Origin of the sequence: Escherichia sp. S10b, assembly GCF_028421345.1 — a bacterium.
Taxonomy (GTDB): Bacteria; Pseudomonadota; Gammaproteobacteria; order Enterobacterales; family Enterobacteriaceae; genus ECMA0423.
Genome location: NZ_JAHZSO010000159.1, coordinates 85,289 through 106,552 on the forward strand (window position 1 = coordinate 85,289; position 21,264 = coordinate 106,552).

Genomic DNA, 21,264 nt, shown 5'->3' on the forward strand with positions numbered 1-21,264 from the left:
TCGACGTTAATGTGCGGGAAGCCCGGCAAGTAATCTTTCCGCATTTTTGTAATGTTGTTTGGCGGCCAGTTTTAACCATTTTTGAGATTCATAATGGTTAACATTAATACCTGAGCCATTTCTGTAGATCAAACCTAAAGTATATTGAGCATGAGCATACCCTTGTTCAGCTGCTTCCTTATACCAGAGAATTGCTTTACGGGTGTCGGGTTTGACCCCCAGACCTTTGAGGTAGATCCACCCCAGTTTACTTTGCGCGCGTGGATTTTCCTGTTCCGCTGATTGCTCATACCAGTATCTCGCCTGTGTATAATCCAGTGGTTTACCGTCGCTACCATGAAGATAAAATTCTCCAAGGCGATATTGCGACGTTGAGTGACCATGAATCGCGGAAAGCTCCGTGGCTGCCGTGGTGAATGGAAGACTGCCCGGTGATCTTAAATAATCAAAGGCATAATTCACCATGGCTTTATCACGCAACGTCGTTTTCTTGGGTTGGCTAATACAGGTAATTGCTGCAACTATAAAAATTGCGAATATATACATTAATTTTTTATTCATGTGTGAATGCTTCGATTTTCTTTTTATTTTGAAAGCGTCAAGTTTATACTCATCAATAATAAAAAAGTAGTCAGTTAATGCACTTAAGGGATTATTAACAAATGAATAAGGAAGAACAATATCTTCTTTTTGCGCTTTCTGCGCCCATGGAAATACTTAATCAGGGTTGCAAACCCGCGCATGACTCGCCAAAAATGTATACCGGGATAAAAGAATTCGATCTCTCATCATCCTGGGGAATAAATAATCGTGATGATTTAATTCAGACTATTTATCAGATGACTGATGATGGTCATGCCAATGATTTAGCTGGCTTATATCTGACATGGCATCGCTCTTCCCCTGAAGAGTGGAAAGCATTAATTGCTGGTGGCTCGGAGAGAGGGTTGATTTATACCCAATTCGTTGCCCAAACCGCTATGTGCTGTGGAGAAGGGGGAATCAAAGCCTGGGATTATGTTCGAATGGGGTTTCTGTCACGGGTCGGTGTGCTCAACAACTGGCTGACGGAAGAAGAGAGTTTATGGCTGCAATCGCGCGTCTATGTACGAGCTCACCATTACTATCACAGCTGGATGCACTATTTTTCCGCCTATTCGTTAGGACGTCTCTACTGGCAATCTTCTCAGTGCGAAGACAACACTTCGCTACGCGAGGCGCTAACCCTGTACAAATACGATAGCGCCGGGAGTCGGATGTTCGAAGAGCTGGCAGCGGGAAGCGATCGTTTCTATGCCACGCTTCCCTGGCAGCCATTAACTGTCCAGCCTGAATGCCCGGTAACGCTTAAGGATGTGAGCGACCTATGAAAACATGTTGGCAAATCCTCGAAATTGAAAGCACGACGCAAATAGACATTATCCGCCAGGCTTATCTTGCTCGCTTACCGTTATGTCATCCCGAAACCGATCCGCAGGGGTTTAAAGCATTACGCCAGGCCTATGAAGAGGCGCTGCGACTGGCGGTAAATCCTGTCGAGGAAGCAGATGATGAAGAAAAAGATGCCGCCGCTGAACATGAAATACTGCGTGCATTCAGGACATTACTGGATTCAGAAAGTGATCGTTTTCAGCCCTCCGCCTGGCAGAAATTTATTCAGCAATTAAATACCTGGAACATGGAGGATGTCGATCAATTACGCTGGCCGCTGTGTGCAATCGCTATAGAAGCGCGATATCTTTCATTAAATTGTGCTTCTTTGCTGGCAGAGCGTTTGAACTGGCATTCGTTTAATGACAGCGAAGGAATGGATGAGGAAGAAAGGGAGGCTTTTCTTGAGGCCATTCAGGCTGGTGATTGTTTCGATTTCCTTAGCCTTCTGGAATATCCCGTTGCGTTGCAGAACCAGACGGTTGAGTATTACTTCGCGCTGGAACGTTGCTGCCGTTACCATCCTGACTATGTCACTGCGTTTTTGGCGATGGAAGGTCCGTGGTTCATTCCTGATGATGCAAAGTTACATCGCAAACTGTTGCGCTGGTACAGCTCGGTGCAAACAGGTATGGCGGAACTCATTCCTGTAGCCAAACAGTGGCAAGCGGAAGAACCAGAAAGCGAAGATGCCCGGTATTACCAGTGTGCACAACGTTTGTACTGCGGCGAGGGGGAAAGCCTGCTTGCCGATCTCGGCGCGTACTGGGAAAGTTACCCATCTACACAAGCTGATAATTTGTTGTTGCAGTGGAGCAAGCGTCATTGCCCGGATTATTTCGCGTTATTAGTGATGGTTATCGAAGCGCAGAGCATGGTTGATGCGCAAGGTCAACCGCTGAAATATGTTCCTGGTGAGAGCGCCCGGACGCGGCTGTTATGGGCGGAAATTTTACATAGCGGAAAATTATCGCCGTTAGGTCAATCGTTTATTGAGTCGCTATTCTTCAAACGCAAAGCATGGGCGTGGTGGAAATCGAGAGTCGGTAGCGAGACAGAAGAAGATTCACCGTTACTGGATTTGTATCGGGTAGCGGAACAGGTAGTACTTGAAGCGTTTCCGAAACAAGAGATGCTGGCCCGTCTTAATACAAGGCTGGAAGGCGGAGATGCTCATCCATTAGAGGCCATTGTCACCCGGATGCTGTTGACGAAAGTGAAACTCGAGCCGGAGGATGAAGATGTCGATGAGCCAACACCTGAAAACCATGAAGAAAAAAATGATGAGGATGAAAAACCACAGAGCATTACCAGCATTATCAAAATCAGCTTAACGGTGCTGGTGATAGGTTATGCTCTCGGCAAAATCGCGATGTTGTTTAGCTGAGGATGTGTTTTTTGCGCCGATGCCGGATGCAGCGTTTATGCCGCATCCGGCAGCCGTGTTTAAGGGATCTCAATAGCCAAATAATCGCTCGCCCGTCGACGAACTTCATCGACGCGGGCCATATCGTTTGACTGCAACGCCGCATCAAAATCGGTGATCACCCGGCCGATCTCTTCTCGCTCGTCACCCAGCGCCCGCGCCCACAACTCTTCCAGTTTGGCTTTAAAGGTGCGATTGATGAGCATATCGCGCGGATAAATTTTCAATGCGGATAACCGCGTCCGACTCTCTTCAATCTGCTGCGCGCTCAATGTTACCGGGCTGTGGTTAATCACTCTGGACTTAATGCTGCCATCTTCCAGAAGCACGTCAACTTCAAGCAAGCCGTTGATATCATAACTAAAGCGAATATCAATCGACTGATAAGCCCCGGTTTTCTTCAACGGCACATCGAAGGATTCAACCAGAATGTTATTTTTAACTTTGTGGTTTTCTCCCTGATAGACGTTAACCGTAATTGAATCCTGCTCCGGGTGCATGGTCGAGTAAGTTTCTACACGCGACACCGGTACTGTGGTGTTTCGTTCAATAATCGGCGAGAAAATGCCGGAAATGCCCTGGCGGTTAACTTCAACGCCCAACGAGTAAGGGCAAATATCAGTGAGGATTACCTCTTCAATATCTTCACTGCGTAAGCGGCAGGCGGCCTGGATTGCTGCGCCCAGCGCGACAATGGTGCTCGGGTCGTAACTTTGATACGGTAATTTGCCAAACAGACGCACGGCGATTCGCTGCACCAGCGGCATTTGTGACGCGCCGCCAACCAGCACCAGACTGTCGATTTGACTCGGCTTCAGACGCGCATCGCGCAACGCCTGTTCAATCGGCACTCGCAAGCGATTGAGCAGCGGCAACCACAAATCTTCCAGTTTGTTCTCGTAAAATTCGCATTCCCGCGTTTCATCCTGGTACTGCCAGCGAATGTGCATTGGCGATTGATTGCTACATTTTGCCGCTTCCACACAGGCGTACAAGGCTGCCAGTTCACTCTCGTTAAGCGTGGTCCTGGTGACATCCGCGCGCTTTAAAACCTCATCGACCAACATATGGGTAAAATCTTCGCCACCGAGGAAGTTATCGCCAGCGGAGGCGTGAACTTCAATCACCGGCGTGGCGTACTCAAGCACCGTGACGTCAAACGTGCCGCCACCGAGATCAAACACCAGCGAACGGGTATTTTGTTGGGTATGCAGGCCATACGCCATCGCAGCTGCTGTGGGTTCATTAATTAAGCGTACCGCATTTAACCCGGCTAACTCCGCTGCTAAACGGGTATGCTTGCGTTGTTCATCGCTGAAATAAGCCGGAACGGAGATCACCACATCTTTAATCGGACGTTGCAGAAATTCTTCGGCATCTTCTTTTAATGAGCGTAATACCAAAGAGGACAGTTCTGGCGCGTTAAATGTGTCGCTGCCTAACCGCCAGTTGGTATTACTGCCCATTGCACGTTTAAATAACGCTGCCGTTTTATCCGGATGCGAAGTACGCCGTGATACAGCCGGTTTTCCGACTAAAATATGATTATTTTCATCCATGCTAATTATGGATGGTGTTAAATATTCACCGAACTTATTTGGAATTAATTGCGCGGCACCGTCTTTCCAGACGGCAATTAAACTATTGGTAGTACCGAGATCGATACCAATGGCGAGTTCTGCATTATCCATTGCATTTATATCTTGAAAGAAAAAGAGATAAACAGATTAAGACCACCCAGGTAACGCGTGGTGATCTTAATCAATGACGTGTGTTAAGCGTAAAATTTCAGACGATCAGCCAGTAAATCAACAAAGCCCTGACGATCAACATCGACCATTACGGTGGCATTCGGTTTATTGCCAGTCAGATAATAATAATCAACAACCGTCATACCCTGAGTATATTTCCCCTGTGTTTCCACGCCAACCCAGCGCTCAACAGTGGTAAACAACTCCGGTTTCAACAGCCAGGCGATGGTGCATGGGTCATGCAGCGGTGCGCCGACAAAGCCCCATTTTTCGTCTTTATGATATTCGAGGAAGAAATCCAGCAGTTCGGCAACAATGGTTGAAACAGGGTTGCCAATCGCGCGGAAACGCTCAGTGTCTTCAACGTGGATTTGTGCTTTGTGAGTAACATCCAGACCAGCCATCACCACCGGGATCCCTGACTGGAAGACAATTTCTGCCGCTTCCGGGTCAACGTAAATATTAAATTCAGCCGCAGGCGTCCAGTTACCAAGCCCCATTGCGCCGCCCATAATCACGATACGGGCAATTTTGCTATGCAGTTCCGGATGGCTATTGAGCAGCAAGGCAACGTTAGTTTGCGGTCCGGTAGACACAATCGTGACAGGTTCCGCACTTTCACGCAGCGTTTTCGCCATTAGCTCTACCGCCGTACAGTTTTGCGGTGCGAACGCCGGTTCCGGTAATGCCGGGCCGTCGAGACCGCTTTCGCCGTGCACATTGTCCGCGATAATCAACTCACGCATTAACGGTTTTACCGCGCCGCCTGCTACCGGAATATCGGTGCGATTGAGCAAGGTCAGCATACGAAGAACATTGCGTAAGGTTTTTTCTGGTGTCTGGTTTCCGGCGGAAGACGTAATTGCTTTGACATCAAGCTCTGGTGAGGCGAGGGCGAGAACTATTGCGATAGCGTCGTCATGACCTGGGTCGCAATCTAACAGAATTGGCAGTGCCATTGTTGCTCCTTGTTGTGTGCTTCTTTGCGACAAGGGTAACGCCAGGATGTAACAGATACGAGGGGCGAAACGATAAAGCGTGAGATGGCGCGCACTTGGGTATGCGCGCCAGAGTGATTAATGCAGGATTTTCGCGAGGAAGTCTTTTGCGCGGTCCGATTTCGGATCATCGAAGAAAGCGTCTTTCGGCGAGTCTTCGACAATTTTACCCTCATCCATAAAGATCACCCGATTCGCCACTTTGCGGGCAAAGCCCATTTCGTGGGTCACCACCATCATGGTCATTCCTTCGTTCGCCAGTTCCACCATCACGTCCAGCACTTCGTTGATCATCTCCGGATCCAGCGCCGACGTCGGTTCGTCGAACAGCATCGCAATAGGATCCATACACAATGCGCGAGCGATCGCCACACGCTGCTGCTGACCGCCGGAAAGCTGCGCCGGAAATTTATTGGCATGTGCGGAAAGTCCCACGCGCTCCAGCAATTTCAATGCTTTTTCACGAGCCGGCGCTTTATCGCGTTTAAGCACTTTCACCTGCGCCAGGGTCAGGTTTTCGATAATCGACAGATGAGGGAACAGCTCGAAATGCTGGAATACCATCCCGACGCGGGAACGCAGCTTTGCCAGATCGGTTTTCTTGTCATTAACCACGATACCATCGACGGTGATTTCACCTTGCTGCACTGGTTCGAGGCCGTTGACGGTTTTAATCAGCGTTGATTTGCCGGAACCAGACGGGCCGCAAACCACCACCACTTCGCCTTTTTTCACTTCGGTTGAGCAGTCGGTCAGCACCTGAAAGTGACCATACCATTTTGAAACATTTTTCAGGGTAATCATTATGCTGTCCTTCTTTTCAAGTAGCTGACCAACAACGACGCGCTAAGACTAATAACGAAATAAACAAATCCGGCAAACAGGATCATCTCAACCTGCGTACCATCACGCTCACCAATGGTTGAGGCGGTACGGAAGAAATCGGCCAGAGATAACACATACACCAGTGAGGTATCCTGGAACAGTACGATGCCCTGAGTGAGCAGAAGCGGCACCATCGCGCGGAACGCCTGCGGCAGAATAATCAGTTTCATCGACTGCCAGTGAGTCATTCCCAACGCCAGCGCGGCGCTCGACTGACCACGAGAAATACTTTGAATACCAGCACGGATAATCTCTGAATAGTAGGCCGCTTCAAACATCGAAAACGCCACCATCGCCGAAATTAAACGGATATCATTTTTTGGTGATAATCCCAGCACGTTTTGCAGAAAACCCGGCACAATCAGGTAAAACCACAGCAAAACCATAACTAAAGGAATCGAGCGGAATACGTTAACGTAGGCTTTGGCAAACCACGCTACAGGCGCAAAGCTGGACAAGCGCATCACCGCCAGCATGGTGCCCCACAAAATACCGATCACGACTGCCGTGACGGTGATTTTCAGGGTGATCACCAGCCCGTCGAGCAGATATGGCAGGGAAGGGACAATGGAACTCCAGTCAAACTCGTACATTATTTACCCCCCATGTTGCCAGGCAGGCGAACTTTACGTTCAACCAGCGTCATCACCAGCATGATAAAAGCGTTAATCAATACATACGCCAGCGTGATGGCGGTAAACGACTCCCAGGCGTGGGCTGAGTAATCAAGCAATTTACCCGCCTGCGCCGCCATATCCACCAGACCAATAGTCGAGGCGATGGCGGAGTTTTTCACCAGGTTCATCATCTCTGAGGTCATCGGCGGGACGATAACGCGATAAGCATTAGGCAGCAGTACGTATCGATAAGCCTGCGGTAGCGTCAGGCCCATCGCCAGCGCGGCATTCTTTTGCCCACGCGGCAGCGACTGAATAGCGGCGCGTACCTGTTCGCAAACACGGGCGGCGGTAAACAGCCCCAGGCAGAGCATGGATGAAAGGAAAAACTGAATATTGGGATCCAGCTCGGCCTTAAACCACATGCCGATTTTCTCCGGCAGCAGCTCCGGGATCACCAGATACCAGGTAAAGAATTGCACAATCAACGGCACGTTGCGGAACAGTTCGACATACAACGTACCCAGACCGGAGAGAAAACGGTTTGGAACGGTACGTAAAATGCCGAAAAATGAACCGACGAGGAAAGCGATAATCCAGGCGCAGATCGACAAAGCGATCGTCACCTGAAAACCACTCCAGATCCAACCAAGATAGGTGGTGTTGCCGAACGGGGCTTGTTGTAAAAAAATACCCCAGTTCCAGTCTATAGACATAAATCTACTCCAGAAAAAAGAGGGTAGCAGCGTTAACTGCTACCCTCGAAGATTGTTACCCAGCGTATTGCGGTTTTCAGGCCCGATGGGGAACGACCATCAGGCGTATAGTCTGTCCGTGCTACGTAACAATCGAGAGGGCTGGAATTTCCGCCCCTGGTTCTTGTAATTAGTTCAGTGCCTTGTCATTCGGTTCTTTGAACAGTGCTTTCATTTCGTCTGACAGTTCGAAATTCATGTTCAGGTTTTTCGGCGGAATTGGATTTTTGAACCATTTATCAAACCATTTTTCCGCTTCACCGGAGGTCTGCACCTGAGCGATAGTGTCATCCATCAGCTTTTTGAACTGCGGATCGTCTTTACGCAACATGCAACCGTAGGCTTCCTGAGACTGCGGCTTGCCGACGATATCCCAGTTGTCTGGTTTCTTCGCTTTCGCACGTTCACCGGCCAGCAGAGCGTCATCCATCATAAAGGCAACGGCACGACCGCTTTCCAGGGTGCGGAAAGAGTCACCGTGATCTTTGGCGCTGATGATGCGCATATTCATTTTTTGCTCTTCATTCAGTTTGTTGAGCAAAACTTCAGAGGTAGTGCCGGAAGTGACGACTACGGCTTTGTCTTTCAGGTCGGCAAAATCTTTGATATCGCCACCCTTTTTGGTCAGCAGGCGCGTACCGACCACGAAAATAGTGTCAGAGAAAGCCGCCTGTTTTTGGCGTTCGACGTTGTTAGTGGTAGAACCACATTCAAAATCGAAAGTGCCGTTTTGCAGCAGTGGAATACGGTTTTGTGAGGTAATCGGAATCAGTTTCACCTGCAAGTCCGGTTTGTTGAGTTTCTTTTTCACTGCTTCAACAATGGCGTTGGAGTAATCCTGCGAGTAACCCACCACTTTTTGCTGATTGTCGTAATAAGAGAAAGGTACTGAAGATTCACGGTGACCGACGACAATCACACCGTTTTTGGCGATTTTGTCCAGCGTACTGCCTGCTGCCGGGGCGGCGTCATCTGCCTGTGCCAGTCCTGCGGAAAGCGCCAGGGCGAGGATTGCTGTGGCAGGTTTACGTAATTGCATATCCAACTCCTTTATCTTCTGCGTTAAGAACGCATGGATACCCGTTGTGAGTGTTTGTGTTGTTATCGTCTGCAACTTTATTGTGCAGTGTTGTGCCTGTTAGGTAACATTTAGTTTGGCTAAATGTAAAGATATTGCTGTTTTATTGTTTGTTTTTGCGAGATGCGCCGCACCATTCCGAAGCAAAATTCTTAAACCGCACCTTTTTGGTGCTACCGCTGATTTGTGGTGGTGCAACCTGGTTGCGTCGCGGCTGATTTCATCGCTTACACAGTAAATAAAGCAACTTACATGCCAAAAAATACTTAGGGGTGAATTAATTACGATTGTAATTTTAGGCTGAAAAAGTCATATTTCGGACAGAGTTATCTTTTCGGCTTGGGACGTTTGCCGGGATGATAACTGCACACGGGAAAAATGCTTTTTACCTGTCTATTCAAGGAAGAATCACCTTATGTCTGCATCTTCGGTTAAGCCGTTAAATGTTCAATTACCCGCAATAACCCTTATCCTTTTTGCGCTCTGTGTTGGGATATTTTGTTACTTCGCACAATGGATGAGTTATGAAGAAGTCGATCAATCCGCACTCATCCATCTCGGTGCTAACGTTGCTTCTCTCACGTTGTCGGGTGAATCCTGGCGCTTATTGAGCAGTGTCTTTCTGCACAGCAGTGTTTCTCATTTGCTGATGAATATGTTTGCACTCCTGGTGGTGGGGGGAGTGGTGGAACGTATTCTGGGGAAATGGCGACTCCTGATTGTCTGGCTATTCTCTGGCGTCTTTGGTGGGCTAATCAGCGCCTGTTATGCGTTACGCGAAAGTGAGCAGATAGTCATCAGCGTTGGGGCGTCCGGGGCAATTATGGGAATAGCTGGCGCTGCGATAGCAACACAGCTTGCTTCAGGTGCGGGCACACACCATAAAAACCAGCGGCGAGTATTTCCTCTGTTGGGTATGGTGGCGCTGACACTGTTGTACGGTGCCCGGCAAACAGGAATAGATAACGCTTGCCACATTGGCGGCCTGATTGCGGGTGGCGCGTTGGGTTGGCTGAGCGCGTGTTTATCTGGGCAAAACCGACTCGTTACGGAAGGCGGGATTATTGTTGCGGGCAGTCTTCTTCTGACCGGGGCTATCTGGCTTGCGCAGCAGCAGATGGATGAGTCAGTTTTACAGGTCAGGCAAAGCCTGCGTGAAGCGTTTTATCCGCAGGAGATTGAACAAGAGCGACGACAAAAAAAACAACAGTTAGCGGAGGAACGCAACGCCCTCAGGGAAACATTATCCGCTCCGGTAAGTCGTGAACAGGCCAGTGGTGATTTACTCGCTGAGATTGCCGATATCCATGATATGGCGATCAGTCGGGATGGTAATACGTTGTATGCCGCAATTGAAAACACCAACAGCATTGTTGTTTTCGACCTCGGACAAAAGAAAATCCTGCATACCTTTACAGCGCCCATAGCGAAAGAAAAGTCAGTCAAACATTGTGGTGGCTGTAAAGATCAGGGCGTCAGATCGCTGGCATTAAGCCCGGATGAAAAGTTGATTTATGCGACTTCATTTGAAGCGAATGCGTTATCGGTCATTAACGTGGCGACAGGGGAGATTATTCAGTCGATTACCACCGGTGCACATCCTGACAGCCTTATCCTCTCGCGTGATGGCACAAAAGCCTGGGTGATGAATCGCACCAGTAATAGTGTGTCAGCGATTGATCTGGTGACTTATCAGCATGTGGCGGATATCCCGCTGGAGAAATACGACGGGACGGGGACGAGTAATAAACCTGGTGCCTGGGTTATGGCTCTTTCCCCGGATGAAAAAATATTGTTGATACCCGGTATGGTCAGAGGTGACATTGTACGCATCAATACCATCACGCATCAGAAAGAAAGCTATCCGGCTAGTGATGCGCGAGGAACGATATCGGCGATGCGTTTTCGACCTGAAAACGGGGATGTAATTTTTGCCGACAGCCAGGGGATTACACGTATAAGCGTAGGGGATCAACAAGCCAGCATTATGACGCAATGGTGTAGCAGGAGCGTTTATTCCGTTGAGGGTATTAGCCCGGACGGTCAGTATTTAGCGTTGGTGTCATATGGCCTGCAAGGTTATGTCATCCTGCTCAATATTAATGCCGGGCAGATTATTGGCGTTTATCCTGCCAGCTACGTTAATCACCTTCGTTTTTCAGCGGATGGTAGAAAAATATTTGTTATGGCGAAGAACGGGTTGATCCAACTGGACAGGACGCGCTCGCTTGATCCGCAGGCAATTATTCGTCATCCCCAATATGGCAATGTGGCTTGTATCCCTGAACCGTAAGAAAAAGGGGCATGATAACCATGCCCCAAAGCTCAATGAGAAAGTACGTTTTGCTCATGCAGGATACATCAGGCACATCAACGTTTACGTGCTCGCAGACTCATCAGCACAGCGGCAAAACCAAACAGTGCCGTCAGCACCCACAGCGGCCAGTTGCCGGTACGTGCGTATGGTGTGAGTCCGGTGGTCGGCGTCACGTTAGTGGTTAACACCTCGCGGGTGAACTGCGGGATCATCGCCTGAACCTCCCCCTGCGGGCCAATCACCGCCGTAATGCCGTTGTTGGTGCTGCGCAACAGTGGGCGCGCCAGCTCCAGCGCACGCATTCGCGCCATCTGGAAGTGCTGCCATGGACCAATAGACTTACCAAACCACGCATCGTTGGAGATAGTCAGCAGATAGTCGGTATCCGGGCGGAAGTTATCGCGCACTTGCTCGCCGAGAATGATCTCGTAGCAAATAGCCGCAGTAAGCTCAATACCATTTACCGACAGCGGCGGCTGGATATATGGCCCACGGCTGAACGACGACATCGGCAGATCAAAGAACGGTGCTAACGGACGCAGAATCGACTCCAGCGGGACAAACTCGCCAAACGGCACCAGATGGTTTTTGTTATAGCGATCGGCTGATTCGTAGCTGTACGGTGCACCTTTACCCAGTGTGATGATGGTGTTGTAGGTATCGTAGCGGTTCTGCTTATTGAGACGCGCGTCGACAATCCCGGTTACCAGCGAGCTACCTTTATCGCGCAACTCACCGTCCAGTGCTTTGAGGAACGGTTGCTGATTAATTTCCAGATCGGTTATCGCCGACTCCGGCCAGATAATCAACGATGATTTGCCCATCAGCGGAGCCGTTGCGTTGTAGTAAATCTTCAGCGTATTAAGAAGCTGATCTCCATCCCATTTCAGTGATTGCGGAATATCGCCCTGAACCATCGAAACCTGAATGGTTTTCTCCGGTTGTGGGGTAAACCATTGGATGTAACGCAGCGGGAAGGGTAGGGCAAACAGCACGACGGCCACCACCAGCGGACGCCAGTTGCGTTTGACCAACGCCAGTGCCAGCAGGCCACTAACCATCATCAGCAGGAAGTTAATGGCTTCCACGCCCATTATCGGTGCCAGCCCTTTTAACGGGCCATCAATCTGGCTATAGCCGAACTGTAACCACGGGAAGCCTGTCAGTACCCAACCGCGCAGAAACTCGGTCACTTGCCAGAGAGAAGGGGCGGCAATCGCCACGCGCAGCCAGGTGGTTTTCGGCCACAGACGCGACAGCACGCCAGCAAACAGTCCGGTATACAGCGACAAATACGCCGCCAGCAGCACCACCAGGAAGATGTTAACCGGGCCAGGCATCCCGCCAAAGGTCGCGATGCTGACATAGACCCAGTTAATACCGCTGCCAAAGAGGCCAAATCCCCAGCAAAAGCCAATAGCGGCAGACTGGAGTGGGCGACGGTTAAAGGTCAACGCCTGAAGCCCCATCAGCGAAATAATCGCCGCAGGCCAGACATCGTAAGGAGAGAAGGCCAGCGTTCCGCAGGCACCGAATAATAACGCCAGCAGCAGGCGAATGCGCTGGCGTTCAATTAATGAGGCAAAAGCCATGTAGTTATCTATCCAGTTTCGGTTTTATTCATCCAGCTTCGGCTGGGGTGAGTCATCCGGGATTTTGACATGAACCTGAATAATACGCCGACTGTCGGCCATCGCCACTTTGAACTGGTAACCGTCGATGTCGATAGTTTCGCCACGCGCCGGAAGATGCCCAAATGCCTGCATCACCAGACCACCGATAGTGTCAACCTCTTCATCGCTAAAGTGGGTGCCGAACGCTTCGTTGAAGTCTTCAATGGAAGCCAGTGCGCGCACGGTCCAGGTATGACGACTCAGCTGACGGAAGTCGATATCATCTTCTTCGTCATACTCGTCTTCAATCTCACCAACAATTAGTTCCAGGATGTCTTCAATGGTCACCAGACCGGAAACCCCACCGAATTCGTCAATAACGATCGCCATGTGGTAACGCTGAGAGCGAAACTCTTTCAGCATCCGGTCTACGCGCTTACTTTCAGGAACGACAACCGCCTGACGTAACACTTTGTCCATGCTGAAGGCTTCAGCATCGCTGCGCATAAACGGCAGCAAGTCTTTCGCCATCAGAATCCCTTCAATGTGATCTTTGTCTTCGCTAATCACCGGGAAACGTGAGTGGGCGGACTCGATGATGACATCAAGGCATTCGTCCAGCGTCTGGTTGCGTTTCAGGGTAATCATCTGGGAGCGGGGGATCATGATGTCGCGAACGCGTTGGTCTGCGATGTCCATCACCCCTTCGAGCATATCGCGCGTATCTTCGTCGATAAGGTCGTTCTGCCCGGAATCACGGATCAGCGCCAGCAGTTCGTCACGGTTTTTCGGTTCACCGTGGAAAAGTTGGCTGAGTAACAGGGAGAAAAATCCCTTCTTGTTGCTTATCGTGTCACTACTGTGTGAATTGTCGTCGCTCATGGCGTCGTATGGGTTCTCATGTTAGTTAATCAAAACGCCGTCGTTAATCACCAACGGCGGGGACGTCTGCCAGTCAAATGCCTGGCAAATTATTCTTTCTCGGCAATGTACGGATCCTCATAGCCCAGAGCAAGCATAATCTCTGTTTCGAGGGCTTCCATTTCTTCTGCTTCGTCATCTTCGATGTGATCGTAACCTAACAAATGCAGACTGCCGTGCACCACCATATGCGCCCAGTGCGCCTCCAGTGGTTTGCCTTGCTCCTGAGCTTCCTTCTCAACCACCTGACGGCAGATAACCAGATCGCCCAGTAGCGACATTTCCATGCCAGGCGGCACTTCAAACGGGAAGGAGAGCACGTTGGTCGGCTTATCCTTACCGCGATAGGTCAGATTCAGACTGTGGCTTTCGGCGGTATCGACCACGCGAATAGTCACTTCCGATTCTTCCTGAAACTGCGGGATCACCGCATTCAGCCATGTTTGAAACTGGCTCTCTTCCGGTAACCCGGAATTATCTTCACATGCCAGTTGTAAATCGAGGATCACCTGACTCATTTTTGTTCCTGTTCTTCGCGCTTGCGTTCTGCCGCCAGCGCCGCTTTTCGTTTTTGTTCGGCTTCTTCCCAGGCTTCATAGGCGTTAACGATACGTGCCACCACAGGGTGACGAACCACGTCTTCGCTGTGGAAGAAGTTAAAGCTGATCTCTTCGACATCGGCCAGCACTTCGATGGCGTGACGTAAGCCTGATTTAGTATTACGCGGCAGGTCGATCTGTGTGACGTCGCCGGTGATAACCGCTTTTGAGTTAAAACCGATACGGGTCAGGAACATCTTCATCTGTTCGATGGTGGTGTTCTGGCTCTCATCGAGAATGATAAACGCGTCGTTCAGCGTACGACCACGCATATAGGCCAGCGGCGCGACTTCAATAACGTTGCGCTCAATCAGTTTCTCAACTTTCTCAAAGCCCAGCATTTCAAACAGCGCGTCGTACAGCGGGCGCAGATACGGGTCTACTTTCTGGCTTAAATCGCCAGGCAGGAAGCCCAGTTTCTCACCGGCTTCGACCGCCGGACGAGTCAGCAGAATACGGCGAATCTCCTGACGCTCCAGGGCATCAACTGCCGCAGCCACTGCCAGGTAGGTTTTACCCGTACCCGCCGGGCCAACGCCGAAGGTAATGTCATGGTCGAGAATATTGGCGATGTACTGCGCCTGGTTTGGCGTGCGCGGCTTAATTACGCCGCGTTTGGTTTTGATATTGACCGCTTTGCCGTACTCCGGCACGCTCTCCGCACTTTGCTCTAGTACTCGCGCTTCTTTAATCGCAAGGTGGATCTGTTCCGGTTCGATATCCTGAATCTGACCGCGCATCGGGGCTGTATCGACATACAGGCTACGCAGAATGTCTGCCGCAGCGGTGACGCAAATCGGACGGCCGGTCAGTTTAAAGTGGTTATCGCGGCGATTGATCTCGATGCCGAGACGGCGTTCGAGCTGCTTGATGTTGTCATCAAACGGGCCGCACAGGCTCAACAGACGCGCGTTGTCTGCTGGCTCCAGGGTGATTTCGCGAGTGTCTATGTTCAAACCGTTCCTCTTATCTGTATGCCGCCGGAAGCTGAACATTCACCGGCCTATAAGGAAATTATTCACGCCACAGGAAAAAGGCGCAAGCATTGCGATAAAGATGGGGATAAAGAGAGAAAAAACAAGGCCCACCGGAACGGCAGGCCTGAGAATTACGGCTGATAATAACCCACGCCAAGGTCGTTTTCTTTGCGGGTGCGGGCAATCACCGACTCCGGTGTTTCTGCCATGCGCAGACCCATTTCATCTTCAGTTCGCACCACTTTACCGCGCAGAGAGTTCGGGTAGACGTCGGTAATTTCTACATCGACGAATTTACCGATCATATCCGGCGTGCCTTCGAAGTTGACCACGCGGTTATTTTCCGTACGCCCGGAAAGCTCCATGATGCTCTTACGCGATGTACCTTCTACCAGAATACGCTGGGTGGTGCCGAGCATCCGGCGGCTCCACGCCATCGCTTGCTGATTAATGCGCTCTTGCAGAATATACAGACGCTGCTTCTTCTCTTCTTCCGGAACATCATCCACCATATCGGCGGCGGGCGTCCCCGGACGTGCAGAGAAGATAAAGCTGTAGCTCATGTCGAAATTGACGTCGGCAATCAGCTTCATCGTTTTCTCGAAGTCTTCGGTGGTTTCGCCAGGGAAGCCAACAATGAAGTCAGAACTGATCTGAATATCCGGACGCGCCGCACGCAGTTTACGGATGATCGCTTTGTACTCCAGCGCCGTGTGAGTACGGCCCATCAGGTTCAGAATGCGATCGGAACCGCTTTGTACCGGCAGATGCAGGAAGCTCACCAGCTCAGGCGTGTCGCGGTACACTTCGATGATATCGTCGGTGAATTCGATCGGATGGCTGGTGGTAAAGCGAATACGATCGATCCCGTCGATCGCAGCAACCAGACGCAGCAGATCGGCAAACGATCCGGTGGTGCCGTCGTAGTTTTCACCACGCCAGGCGTTCACGTTCTGACCGAGCAGGTTGACTTCACGCACGCCCTGAGCAGCAAGCTGGGCAATCTCAAACAGAATATCGTCAGACGGACGGCTTACCTCTTCACCACGGGTGTAAGGCACCACGCAGTAGGTACAATATTTATTGCAGCCTTCCATGATGGAGACAAACGCGGTCGGCCCTTCGGCGCGCGGTTCCGGTAGACGGTCAAACTTCTCGATTTCCGGGAAGCTGATATCTACAACCGGGCTGCGGTAGCCGCGCACGGAGTTGATCATCTCCGGCAGACGGTGCAGCGTTTGCGGCCCAAAAATAATATCGACATAGTGGGCGCGCTGGCGAATGTGCTCGCCTTCTTGCGATGCCACGCAGCCACCGACGCCGATAATCAGGTCTGGATTCTTCTCTTTTAACAGTTTCCAGCGACCCAACTGATGGAAGACTTTTTCCTGAGCCTTCTCGCGGATTGAGCAGGTGTTCAGCAGCAGCACATCCGCTTCTTCCGCCACGTCGGTCAGTTGATAGCCGTGGGTGGCATCCAGCAGATCGGCCATCTTCGATGAATCGTACTCGTTCATCTGACAGCCCCAGGTTTTAATATGGAGTTTTTTGGTCATCGACTTGCTCTTGCGAAATAGTAGCCAGGAATGCAGGGCGCATAGTGTAATGCTTTGCTGCCGTTGTGACCAGTATGAGCGTTATCAGCCCTTGGGGGTAAAAATCCTGTAAACTTAAAGCATATTGCTAACAGGATGATTGACCATGACAAATCAACCAACGGAAATTGCCATTGTCGGCGGAGGAATGGTCGGCGGCGCACTGGCGCTGGGGCTGGCACAGCACGGATTTTCGGTAACGGTGATCGAGCACGCAGAACCTGCACCGTTTGTCGCTGATAGCCAACCGGACGTGCGGATCTCGGCGATCAGCGCCGCATCGGTATCATTGCTTAAAGGGTTAGGGGTCTGGGATGCAGTACAGGCTATGCGTTGCCATCCTTACCGCAGACTGGAAACGTGGGAGTGGGAAACGGCGCATGTGATGTTTGACGCCGCTGAACTTAAGCTGCCGCTGCTTGGCTATATGGTGGAAAACACCGTCCTGCAACAGGCATTGTGGCAGGCGCTGGAAGCTCATCCGAAAGTAACGTTACGTGTGCCAGGCTCGCTGATTGCATTACATCGAGATAATGATCTTCAGGAGCTGGAACTGAAGGGCGGTGAAGTGATTCGCGCGAAGCTGGTGATTGGTGCTGACGGCGCAAATTCGCAGGTGCGGCAGATGGCGGGAATTGGCGTTCATGCCTGGCAGTATGCGCAGTCGTGTATGTTGATTAGCGTACAGTGTGAGAACGATCCCGGCGACAGCACCTGGCAGCAATTTACCCCGGACGGACCGCGTGCGTTTCTGCCGTTGTTTGATAACTGGGCATCGCTGGTGTGGTATGACTCTCCGGTACGTATTCGCCAGTTGCAGAATATGAATATGGCGCAACTCCAGGCGGAAATCGCGAAGCATTTCCCGTCGCGTCTGGGTTACGTTACACCGCTTGCCGCTGGTGCGTTTCCGCTGACGCGCCGACATGCGTTGCAGTATGTGCAGCCGGGGCTTGCGCTGGTGGGCGATGCCGCGCATACCATCCATCCGCTGGCGGGGCAGGGGGTGAATCTTGGTTATCGTGATGTCGATGCCCTGATTGATGTTCTGGTGAATGCCCGCAGCTACGGTGAAGCGTGGGCCAGTTATCCTGTCCTCAAGCGTTACCAGATGCGGCGCATGGCGGATAACTTCATTATGCAAAGTGGTATGGATCTGTTTTATGCCGGATTCAGTAATAATCTGCCGCCGCTGCGTTTTGTGCGTAATCTCGGGTTAATGGCGGCAGAGCGTGCTGGCGTGTTGAAACGTCAGGCGCTGAAATATGCGTTAGGGTTGTAGCCTTACAACATTGCCGGATGCGTGCCAACCGTAGGTCGGATAAGACGCGGCAGCGTCGCATCCGACATTGAAGGATAAGACGTGTCAACATCGCATTCGACATTGAATGAACGCAGAAAAGCAAAAAGCTCGCCGAAGCGAGCTTTTTTAATGTGGCTGGGGTACGAGGATTCGAACCTCGGAATGCCGGAATCAGAATCCGGTGCCTTACCGCTTGGCGATACCCCAACTGGGCGCACTTACGATGTAAGCGTCTTGAATAAATTGGCTGGGGTACGAGGATTCGAACCTCGGAATGCCGGAATCAGAATCCGGTGCCTTACCGCTTGGCGATACCCCAACAAATTGGTTTTTGAATTTGCCGAACGTATTCGACACATTCAGAATTTGGTGGCTACGACGGGATTCGAACCTGTGACCCCATCATTATGAGTGATGTGCTCTAACCAACTGAGCTACGTAGCCAGATTGTTTCTTCGATGGCTGGGGTACCTGGATTCGAACCAGGGAATGCCGGTATCAAAAACCGGTGCCTTACCGCTTGGCGATACCCCAATAACCGGGCGGTGAACCGCTTACTCGAAGAAGATGGCTGGGGTACCTGGATTCGAACCAGGGAATGCCGGTATCAAAAACCGGTGCCTTACCGCTTGGCGATACCCCATCCGTACAACGCTTTCTGGTGAATGGTGCGGGAGGCGAGACTTGAACTCGCACACCTTGCGGCGCCAGAACCTAAATCTGGTGCGTCTACCAATTTCGCCACTCCCGCAAAAAAGATGGTGGCTACGACGGGATTCGAACCTGTGACCCCATCATTATGAGTGATGTGCTCTAACCAACTGAGCTACGTAGCCATCTTTTTTTTCGCGATACCTTATCGGCGTTGCGGGGCGCATTATGCGTATAGAGCCTTGCAGCGTCAACCTCTTTTTCAAGGAAAATTGCTCGAAAGTGACTGTTTGGTTAGGTTGCGAACAGCGTGGCGCTATATTCGTCAATTATTGTTTACTTTGTGTTTTTTCCCCACCCTACAGCCATTCTTTTGTCGTACAGGATGAAATTCGGAATTCAACAATAGTGGTGGGAAATTAATCTATGAAATACTGGCCTACAGTGATGAGTTGTCAAACAGTGATGTGGCAAACCCGGAACATTTCCTTACTGCATATCAGAATTAACAAGCACCTCAATAACTGAAACAGCCCCGGATTTCACCGGGGCTGTTTCGCATTTCTTACTTATACGCCGACTGGTGAACGCCAACCGCACGACCAGACGGATCGTCCATTTTCTTGAACGCCTCATCCCACTCAATCGCTTTAGCGGAAGAACACGCGACGGAAGGACCGCCAGGCACGCACTCAGCGGCGCTCGGAAGCGGGAACAGTTCTTCAAAGATCTCCCGGTACAGATACGCTTCTTTTGAGGTTGGCGTGTTGTACGGGAAGCGGAAGCGGGCAGTTTCCAGTTGCTGATCAGAAACCTGCTGCGCCGCCACTTCTTTCAGGGTGTCGATCCAACTGTAACCGACGCCATCGGAGAACTGCTCTTTCTGCCGCCAGGCCACGCTTGCGGGCAGGTATGACTCAAAACATTCACGCAGGATGTGTTTTTCCATTTTGCCGTTACCGCACATTTTATCCTGCGGGTTAATGCGCATCGCCACATCAAGGAATTTTTTGTCGAGGAACGGAACGCGTGCTTCCACGCCCCAGGCTGACATCGCTTTGTTGGCGCGCGCGCAGTCATACATATGCAGGGCCAGCAGTTTACGCACCGTCTCTTCATGCAGTTCTTTGGCATTCGGTGCTTTGTGGAAGTAAAGATAACCGCCAAACACTTCATCAGAACCTTCACCGGACAGCACCATTTTAATGCCCATTGCCTTGATCTTACGCGACATTAAATACATCGGTGTTGAAGCGCGAATAGTTGTCACATCATAGGTTTCGATGTGGTAAATCACGTCGCGGATGGCATCCAGACCTTCCTGTACAGTGAAGTGAATTTCGTGATGCACCGTGCCCAGATGGTTTGCCACTTCCTGGGCTGCTTTCAGATCCGGTGAACCCGGCAGACCTACAGCAAAGGAGTGTAATTGCGGCCACCAGGCTTCAGAGCGTTCCTGATCTTCCACGCGACGGGCGGCGTATTTCTTGGTGATCGCGGAAATAATTGAGGAATCCAGACCACCCGAGAGCAGCACACCGTAAGGAACGTCAGACATCAGATGGCTTTTAACGGAATCTTCCAGTGCCTGACGCAGCTCGTTTTTGTCGGTCACGTTATCTTTCACTGCATCAAAGTCGAACCAGTCGCGATGATAATAAGAACGGATTTCGCCGTCCTGACTCCACAAATAGCTCCCCGCCGGGAACTCTTTAATCGTGCGGCAAACTGGCACCAGGGCTTTCATTTCTGAGGCCACATACAGCTGACCGTGCTCGTCATAGCCCATATACAGTGGGATGATCCCCAGATGGTCGCGACCAATCAGATATGCATCTTTTTCGCTGTCGTACAGGGCAAAGGCAAACATGCCCTGCAAGTCGTCGAGAAATTCCGGCCCTTTTTCCTGATACAGCGCGAGGATCACTTCGCAGTCAGATCCGGTCTGGAACTGATAACGATCGCCATATTCGGCGCGCAGTGCCTGGTGGTTGTAGATTTCACCGTTTACCGCCAGCACATGAGTTTTTTGTTGGTTGTAGAGAGGTTGCGCCCCCGCGTTAACGTCAACAATTGACAGACGTTCGTGGGCGAGAATGGCGTTATCGCTGGCATAAATACCGGACCAGTCCGGGCCACGATGACGCATCAGGCGTGACAGCTCGAGTGCTTTCTTACGCAGCTCAACTGCGTCTGTTTTGATATCGAATACGCCAAAAATTGAACACATAACCTTCTCCGTTAACCTGGTATTTGTTGCTTGTTGTGTTTGCTTGTTTAAAAAAATGCCGCAAAGCAGCACTGTGCGCAAGCGATTTGGCGGTGAAAAAATAAAAAACGTAATGGT

17 protein-coding genes and 7 tRNA genes are annotated in these 21,264 nt (G+C 50.8%); 4 read left to right on the forward strand and 20 right to left on the reverse strand.

Annotated features, from left to right (window positions below):
• Positions 1 to 6 precede the first annotated feature (6 nt).
• Positions 7 to 561, reverse strand: a complete 555-nt coding sequence (locus FTE26_RS10765) for a tetratricopeptide repeat protein (RefSeq protein ID WP_001035666.1) — start codon at positions 559 to 561, stop codon at positions 7 to 9.
• Between the two features lie 101 nt (positions 562 to 662).
• On the opposite strand from FTE26_RS10765, the gene FTE26_RS10770 reads away from it, so the two are divergent.
• Complete coding sequence (locus tag FTE26_RS10770) at positions 663 to 1,370, forward strand: DUF1266 domain-containing protein (protein WP_001030930.1); 708 nt, start codon at positions 663 to 665, stop codon at positions 1,368 to 1,370.
• On the forward strand, positions 1,367 to 2,818 hold the full coding sequence (gene djlC / locus FTE26_RS10775) for a co-chaperone DjlC (protein ID WP_001297568.1): 1,452 nt from the start codon (positions 1,367 to 1,369) through the stop codon (positions 2,816 to 2,818). Before FTE26_RS10770 ends, djlC begins: the two co-directional genes overlap by 4 nt.
• A gap of 59 nt (positions 2,819 to 2,877) precedes the next feature.
• On the opposite strand, the gene hscC is transcribed toward djlC, so the two are convergent.
• From hscC to gltI, 6 genes are all read right to left on the reverse strand, one after another.
• Positions 2,878 to 4,548: a molecular chaperone HscC gene (hscC, locus tag FTE26_RS10780; protein ID WP_000367899.1), complete on the reverse strand. Its 1,671-nt coding sequence runs from the start codon at positions 4,546 to 4,548 to the stop codon at positions 2,878 to 2,880.
• An 83-nt stretch (positions 4,549 to 4,631) separates the two neighbouring features.
• Positions 4,632 to 5,567 (reverse strand): pyrimidine-specific ribonucleoside hydrolase RihA, encoded by a 936-nt coding sequence (rihA, locus tag FTE26_RS10785; protein ID WP_001207503.1) that lies wholly within the window; start codon positions 5,565 to 5,567, stop codon positions 4,632 to 4,634.
• A gap of 117 nt (positions 5,568 to 5,684) precedes the next feature.
• The gene (gene gltL, locus FTE26_RS10790) at positions 5,685 to 6,410 is read right to left on the reverse strand and encodes a glutamate/aspartate ABC transporter ATP-binding protein GltL (protein ID WP_000631384.1); all 726 of its coding nucleotides are present in this window, start codon (positions 6,408 to 6,410) and stop codon (positions 5,685 to 5,687) included.
• Positions 6,410 to 7,084, reverse strand: coding sequence for a glutamate/aspartate ABC transporter permease GltK (gene gltK / locus FTE26_RS10795; RefSeq protein WP_000272824.1), 675 nt, complete (start codon positions 7,082 to 7,084; stop codon positions 6,410 to 6,412). Before gltK ends, gltL begins: the two co-directional genes overlap by 1 nt.
• Positions 7,084 to 7,824 carry a glutamate/aspartate ABC transporter permease GltJ gene (gltJ, locus tag FTE26_RS10800; RefSeq protein ID WP_000020941.1) on the reverse strand — a complete coding sequence of 247 codons (741 nt, stop codon included), beginning with the start codon at positions 7,822 to 7,824 and terminating at the stop codon, positions 7,084 to 7,086. The genes gltK and gltJ overlap by 1 nt, the downstream gene beginning before the upstream one ends.
• Positions 7,825 to 7,993: 169 nt before the next feature.
• Positions 7,994 to 8,902, reverse strand: coding sequence for a glutamate/aspartate ABC transporter substrate-binding protein GltI (gene gltI / locus FTE26_RS10805; protein WP_001297566.1), 909 nt, complete (start codon positions 8,900 to 8,902; stop codon positions 7,994 to 7,996).
• A 454-nt stretch (positions 8,903 to 9,356) separates the two neighbouring features.
• Between gltI and FTE26_RS10810 the strand changes: the two genes are divergently transcribed.
• A complete protein-coding gene (locus FTE26_RS10810) occupies positions 9,357 to 11,234 on the forward strand; it encodes a rhomboid family intramembrane serine protease (protein ID WP_001276738.1) in 1,878 nt (625 codons plus the stop codon).
• 77 nt (positions 11,235 to 11,311) lie between these two features.
• Here the strand turns inward: FTE26_RS10810 and lnt are convergent, their stop codons facing one another.
• From lnt to miaB, 5 genes are all read right to left on the reverse strand, one after another.
• Positions 11,312 to 12,850, reverse strand: coding sequence for an apolipoprotein N-acyltransferase (gene lnt / locus FTE26_RS10815; protein WP_000853052.1), 1,539 nt, complete (start codon positions 12,848 to 12,850; stop codon positions 11,312 to 11,314).
• Between the two features lie 24 nt (positions 12,851 to 12,874).
• Entirely contained in the window at positions 12,875 to 13,753 is an 879-nt protein-coding gene (gene corC / locus FTE26_RS10820) for a CNNM family magnesium/cobalt transport protein CorC (RefSeq protein ID WP_001278605.1), read from the reverse strand.
• Between the two features lie 89 nt (positions 13,754 to 13,842).
• Positions 13,843 to 14,310 carry an rRNA maturation RNase YbeY gene (gene ybeY, locus FTE26_RS10825; protein ID WP_000084469.1) on the reverse strand — a complete coding sequence of 156 codons (468 nt, stop codon included), beginning with the start codon at positions 14,308 to 14,310 and terminating at the stop codon, positions 13,843 to 13,845.
• The gene (locus tag FTE26_RS10830) at positions 14,307 to 15,347 is read right to left on the reverse strand and encodes a PhoH family protein (RefSeq protein ID WP_001018040.1); all 1,041 of its coding nucleotides are present in this window, start codon (positions 15,345 to 15,347) and stop codon (positions 14,307 to 14,309) included. The genes ybeY and FTE26_RS10830 overlap by 4 nt, the downstream gene beginning before the upstream one ends.
• Before the next feature lie 152 nt (positions 15,348 to 15,499).
• Positions 15,500 to 16,924 (reverse strand): tRNA (N6-isopentenyl adenosine(37)-C2)-methylthiotransferase MiaB, encoded by a 1,425-nt coding sequence (gene miaB / locus FTE26_RS10835; RefSeq protein ID WP_000162751.1) that lies wholly within the window; start codon positions 16,922 to 16,924, stop codon positions 15,500 to 15,502.
• A 145-nt stretch (positions 16,925 to 17,069) separates the two neighbouring features.
• Here miaB and ubiF point away from each other — a divergent pair, with 145 nt between their 5' ends.
• Positions 17,070 to 18,245 carry a 3-demethoxyubiquinol 3-hydroxylase gene (ubiF, locus tag FTE26_RS10840; RefSeq protein WP_000184573.1) on the forward strand — a complete coding sequence of 392 codons (1,176 nt, stop codon included), beginning with the start codon at positions 17,070 to 17,072 and terminating at the stop codon, positions 18,243 to 18,245.
• A 153-nt stretch (positions 18,246 to 18,398) separates the two neighbouring features.
• Here ubiF and FTE26_RS10845 read toward each other — a convergent pair.
• From FTE26_RS10845 to asnB, 8 genes are all read right to left on the reverse strand, one after another.
• Positions 18,399 to 18,473, reverse strand: a tRNA-Gln gene (locus FTE26_RS10845).
• A 37-nt stretch (positions 18,474 to 18,510) separates the two neighbouring features.
• Positions 18,511 to 18,585 (reverse strand) — tRNA-Gln (locus FTE26_RS10850).
• A gap of 48 nt (positions 18,586 to 18,633) precedes the next feature.
• Positions 18,634 to 18,710 (reverse strand) — tRNA-Met (locus tag FTE26_RS10855).
• 15 nt (positions 18,711 to 18,725) lie between these two features.
• Positions 18,726 to 18,800: transfer RNA gene (locus FTE26_RS10860), tRNA-Gln, on the reverse strand.
• A 34-nt stretch (positions 18,801 to 18,834) separates the two neighbouring features.
• A tRNA-Gln gene (locus FTE26_RS10865) sits at positions 18,835 to 18,909 on the reverse strand.
• 23 nt (positions 18,910 to 18,932) lie between these two features.
• Positions 18,933 to 19,017, reverse strand: a tRNA-Leu gene (locus FTE26_RS10870).
• Positions 19,018 to 19,025: 8 nt separating this feature from the next.
• Positions 19,026 to 19,102: transfer RNA gene (locus tag FTE26_RS10875), tRNA-Met, on the reverse strand.
• Positions 19,103 to 19,482: 380 nt separating this feature from the next.
• Complete coding sequence (gene asnB / locus FTE26_RS10880) at positions 19,483 to 21,147, reverse strand: asparagine synthase B (RefSeq protein WP_000337066.1); 1,665 nt, start codon at positions 21,145 to 21,147, stop codon at positions 19,483 to 19,485.
• Between the last annotated feature and the right edge of the window lie 117 nt (positions 21,148 to 21,264).

Excerpts from the sequence above, each read along its gene's own strand:
- asnB (WP_000337066.1), bottom strand. The coding sequence starts at position 21,147 with ATGTGTTCAATTTTTGGCGTATTCGATATCAAAACAGACGCAGTTGAG.
- gltJ (WP_000020941.1), bottom strand. The coding sequence starts at position 7,824 with ATGTCTATAGACTGGAACTGGGGTATTTTTTTACAACAAGCCCCGTTC.
- ubiF (WP_000184573.1), top strand. The coding sequence starts at position 17,070 with ATGACAAATCAACCAACGGAAATTGCCATTGTCGGCGGAGGAATGGTC.
- FTE26_RS10770 (WP_001030930.1), top strand. The coding sequence starts at position 663 with ATGAATAAGGAAGAACAATATCTTCTTTTTGCGCTTTCTGCGCCCATG.
- gltI (WP_001297566.1), bottom strand. The coding sequence starts at position 8,902 with ATGCAATTACGTAAACCTGCCACAGCAATCCTCGCCCTGGCGCTTTCC.
- rihA (WP_001207503.1), bottom strand. The coding sequence starts at position 5,567 with ATGGCACTGCCAATTCTGTTAGATTGCGACCCAGGTCATGACGACGCT.
- FTE26_RS10810 (WP_001276738.1), top strand. The coding sequence starts at position 9,357 with ATGTCTGCATCTTCGGTTAAGCCGTTAAATGTTCAATTACCCGCAATA.
- miaB (WP_000162751.1), bottom strand. The coding sequence starts at position 16,924 with ATGACCAAAAAACTCCATATTAAAACCTGGGGCTGTCAGATGAACGAG.
- corC (WP_001278605.1), bottom strand. The coding sequence starts at position 13,753 with ATGAGCGACGACAATTCACACAGTAGTGACACGATAAGCAACAAGAAG.
- FTE26_RS10765 (WP_001035666.1), bottom strand. The coding sequence starts at position 561 with ATGAATAAAAAATTAATGTATATATTCGCAATTTTTATAGTTGCAGCA.
- lnt (WP_000853052.1), bottom strand. The coding sequence starts at position 12,850 with ATGGCTTTTGCCTCATTAATTGAACGCCAGCGCATTCGCCTGCTGCTG.
- gltK (WP_000272824.1), bottom strand. The coding sequence starts at position 7,084 with ATGTACGAGTTTGACTGGAGTTCCATTGTCCCTTCCCTGCCATATCTG.
- ybeY (WP_000084469.1), bottom strand. The coding sequence starts at position 14,310 with ATGAGTCAGGTGATCCTCGATTTACAACTGGCATGTGAAGATAATTCC.
- gltL (WP_000631384.1), bottom strand. The coding sequence starts at position 6,410 with ATGATTACCCTGAAAAATGTTTCAAAATGGTATGGTCACTTTCAGGTG.
- djlC (WP_001297568.1), top strand. The coding sequence starts at position 1,367 with ATGAAAACATGTTGGCAAATCCTCGAAATTGAAAGCACGACGCAAATA.
- hscC (WP_000367899.1), bottom strand. The coding sequence starts at position 4,548 with ATGGATAATGCAGAACTCGCCATTGGTATCGATCTCGGTACTACCAAT.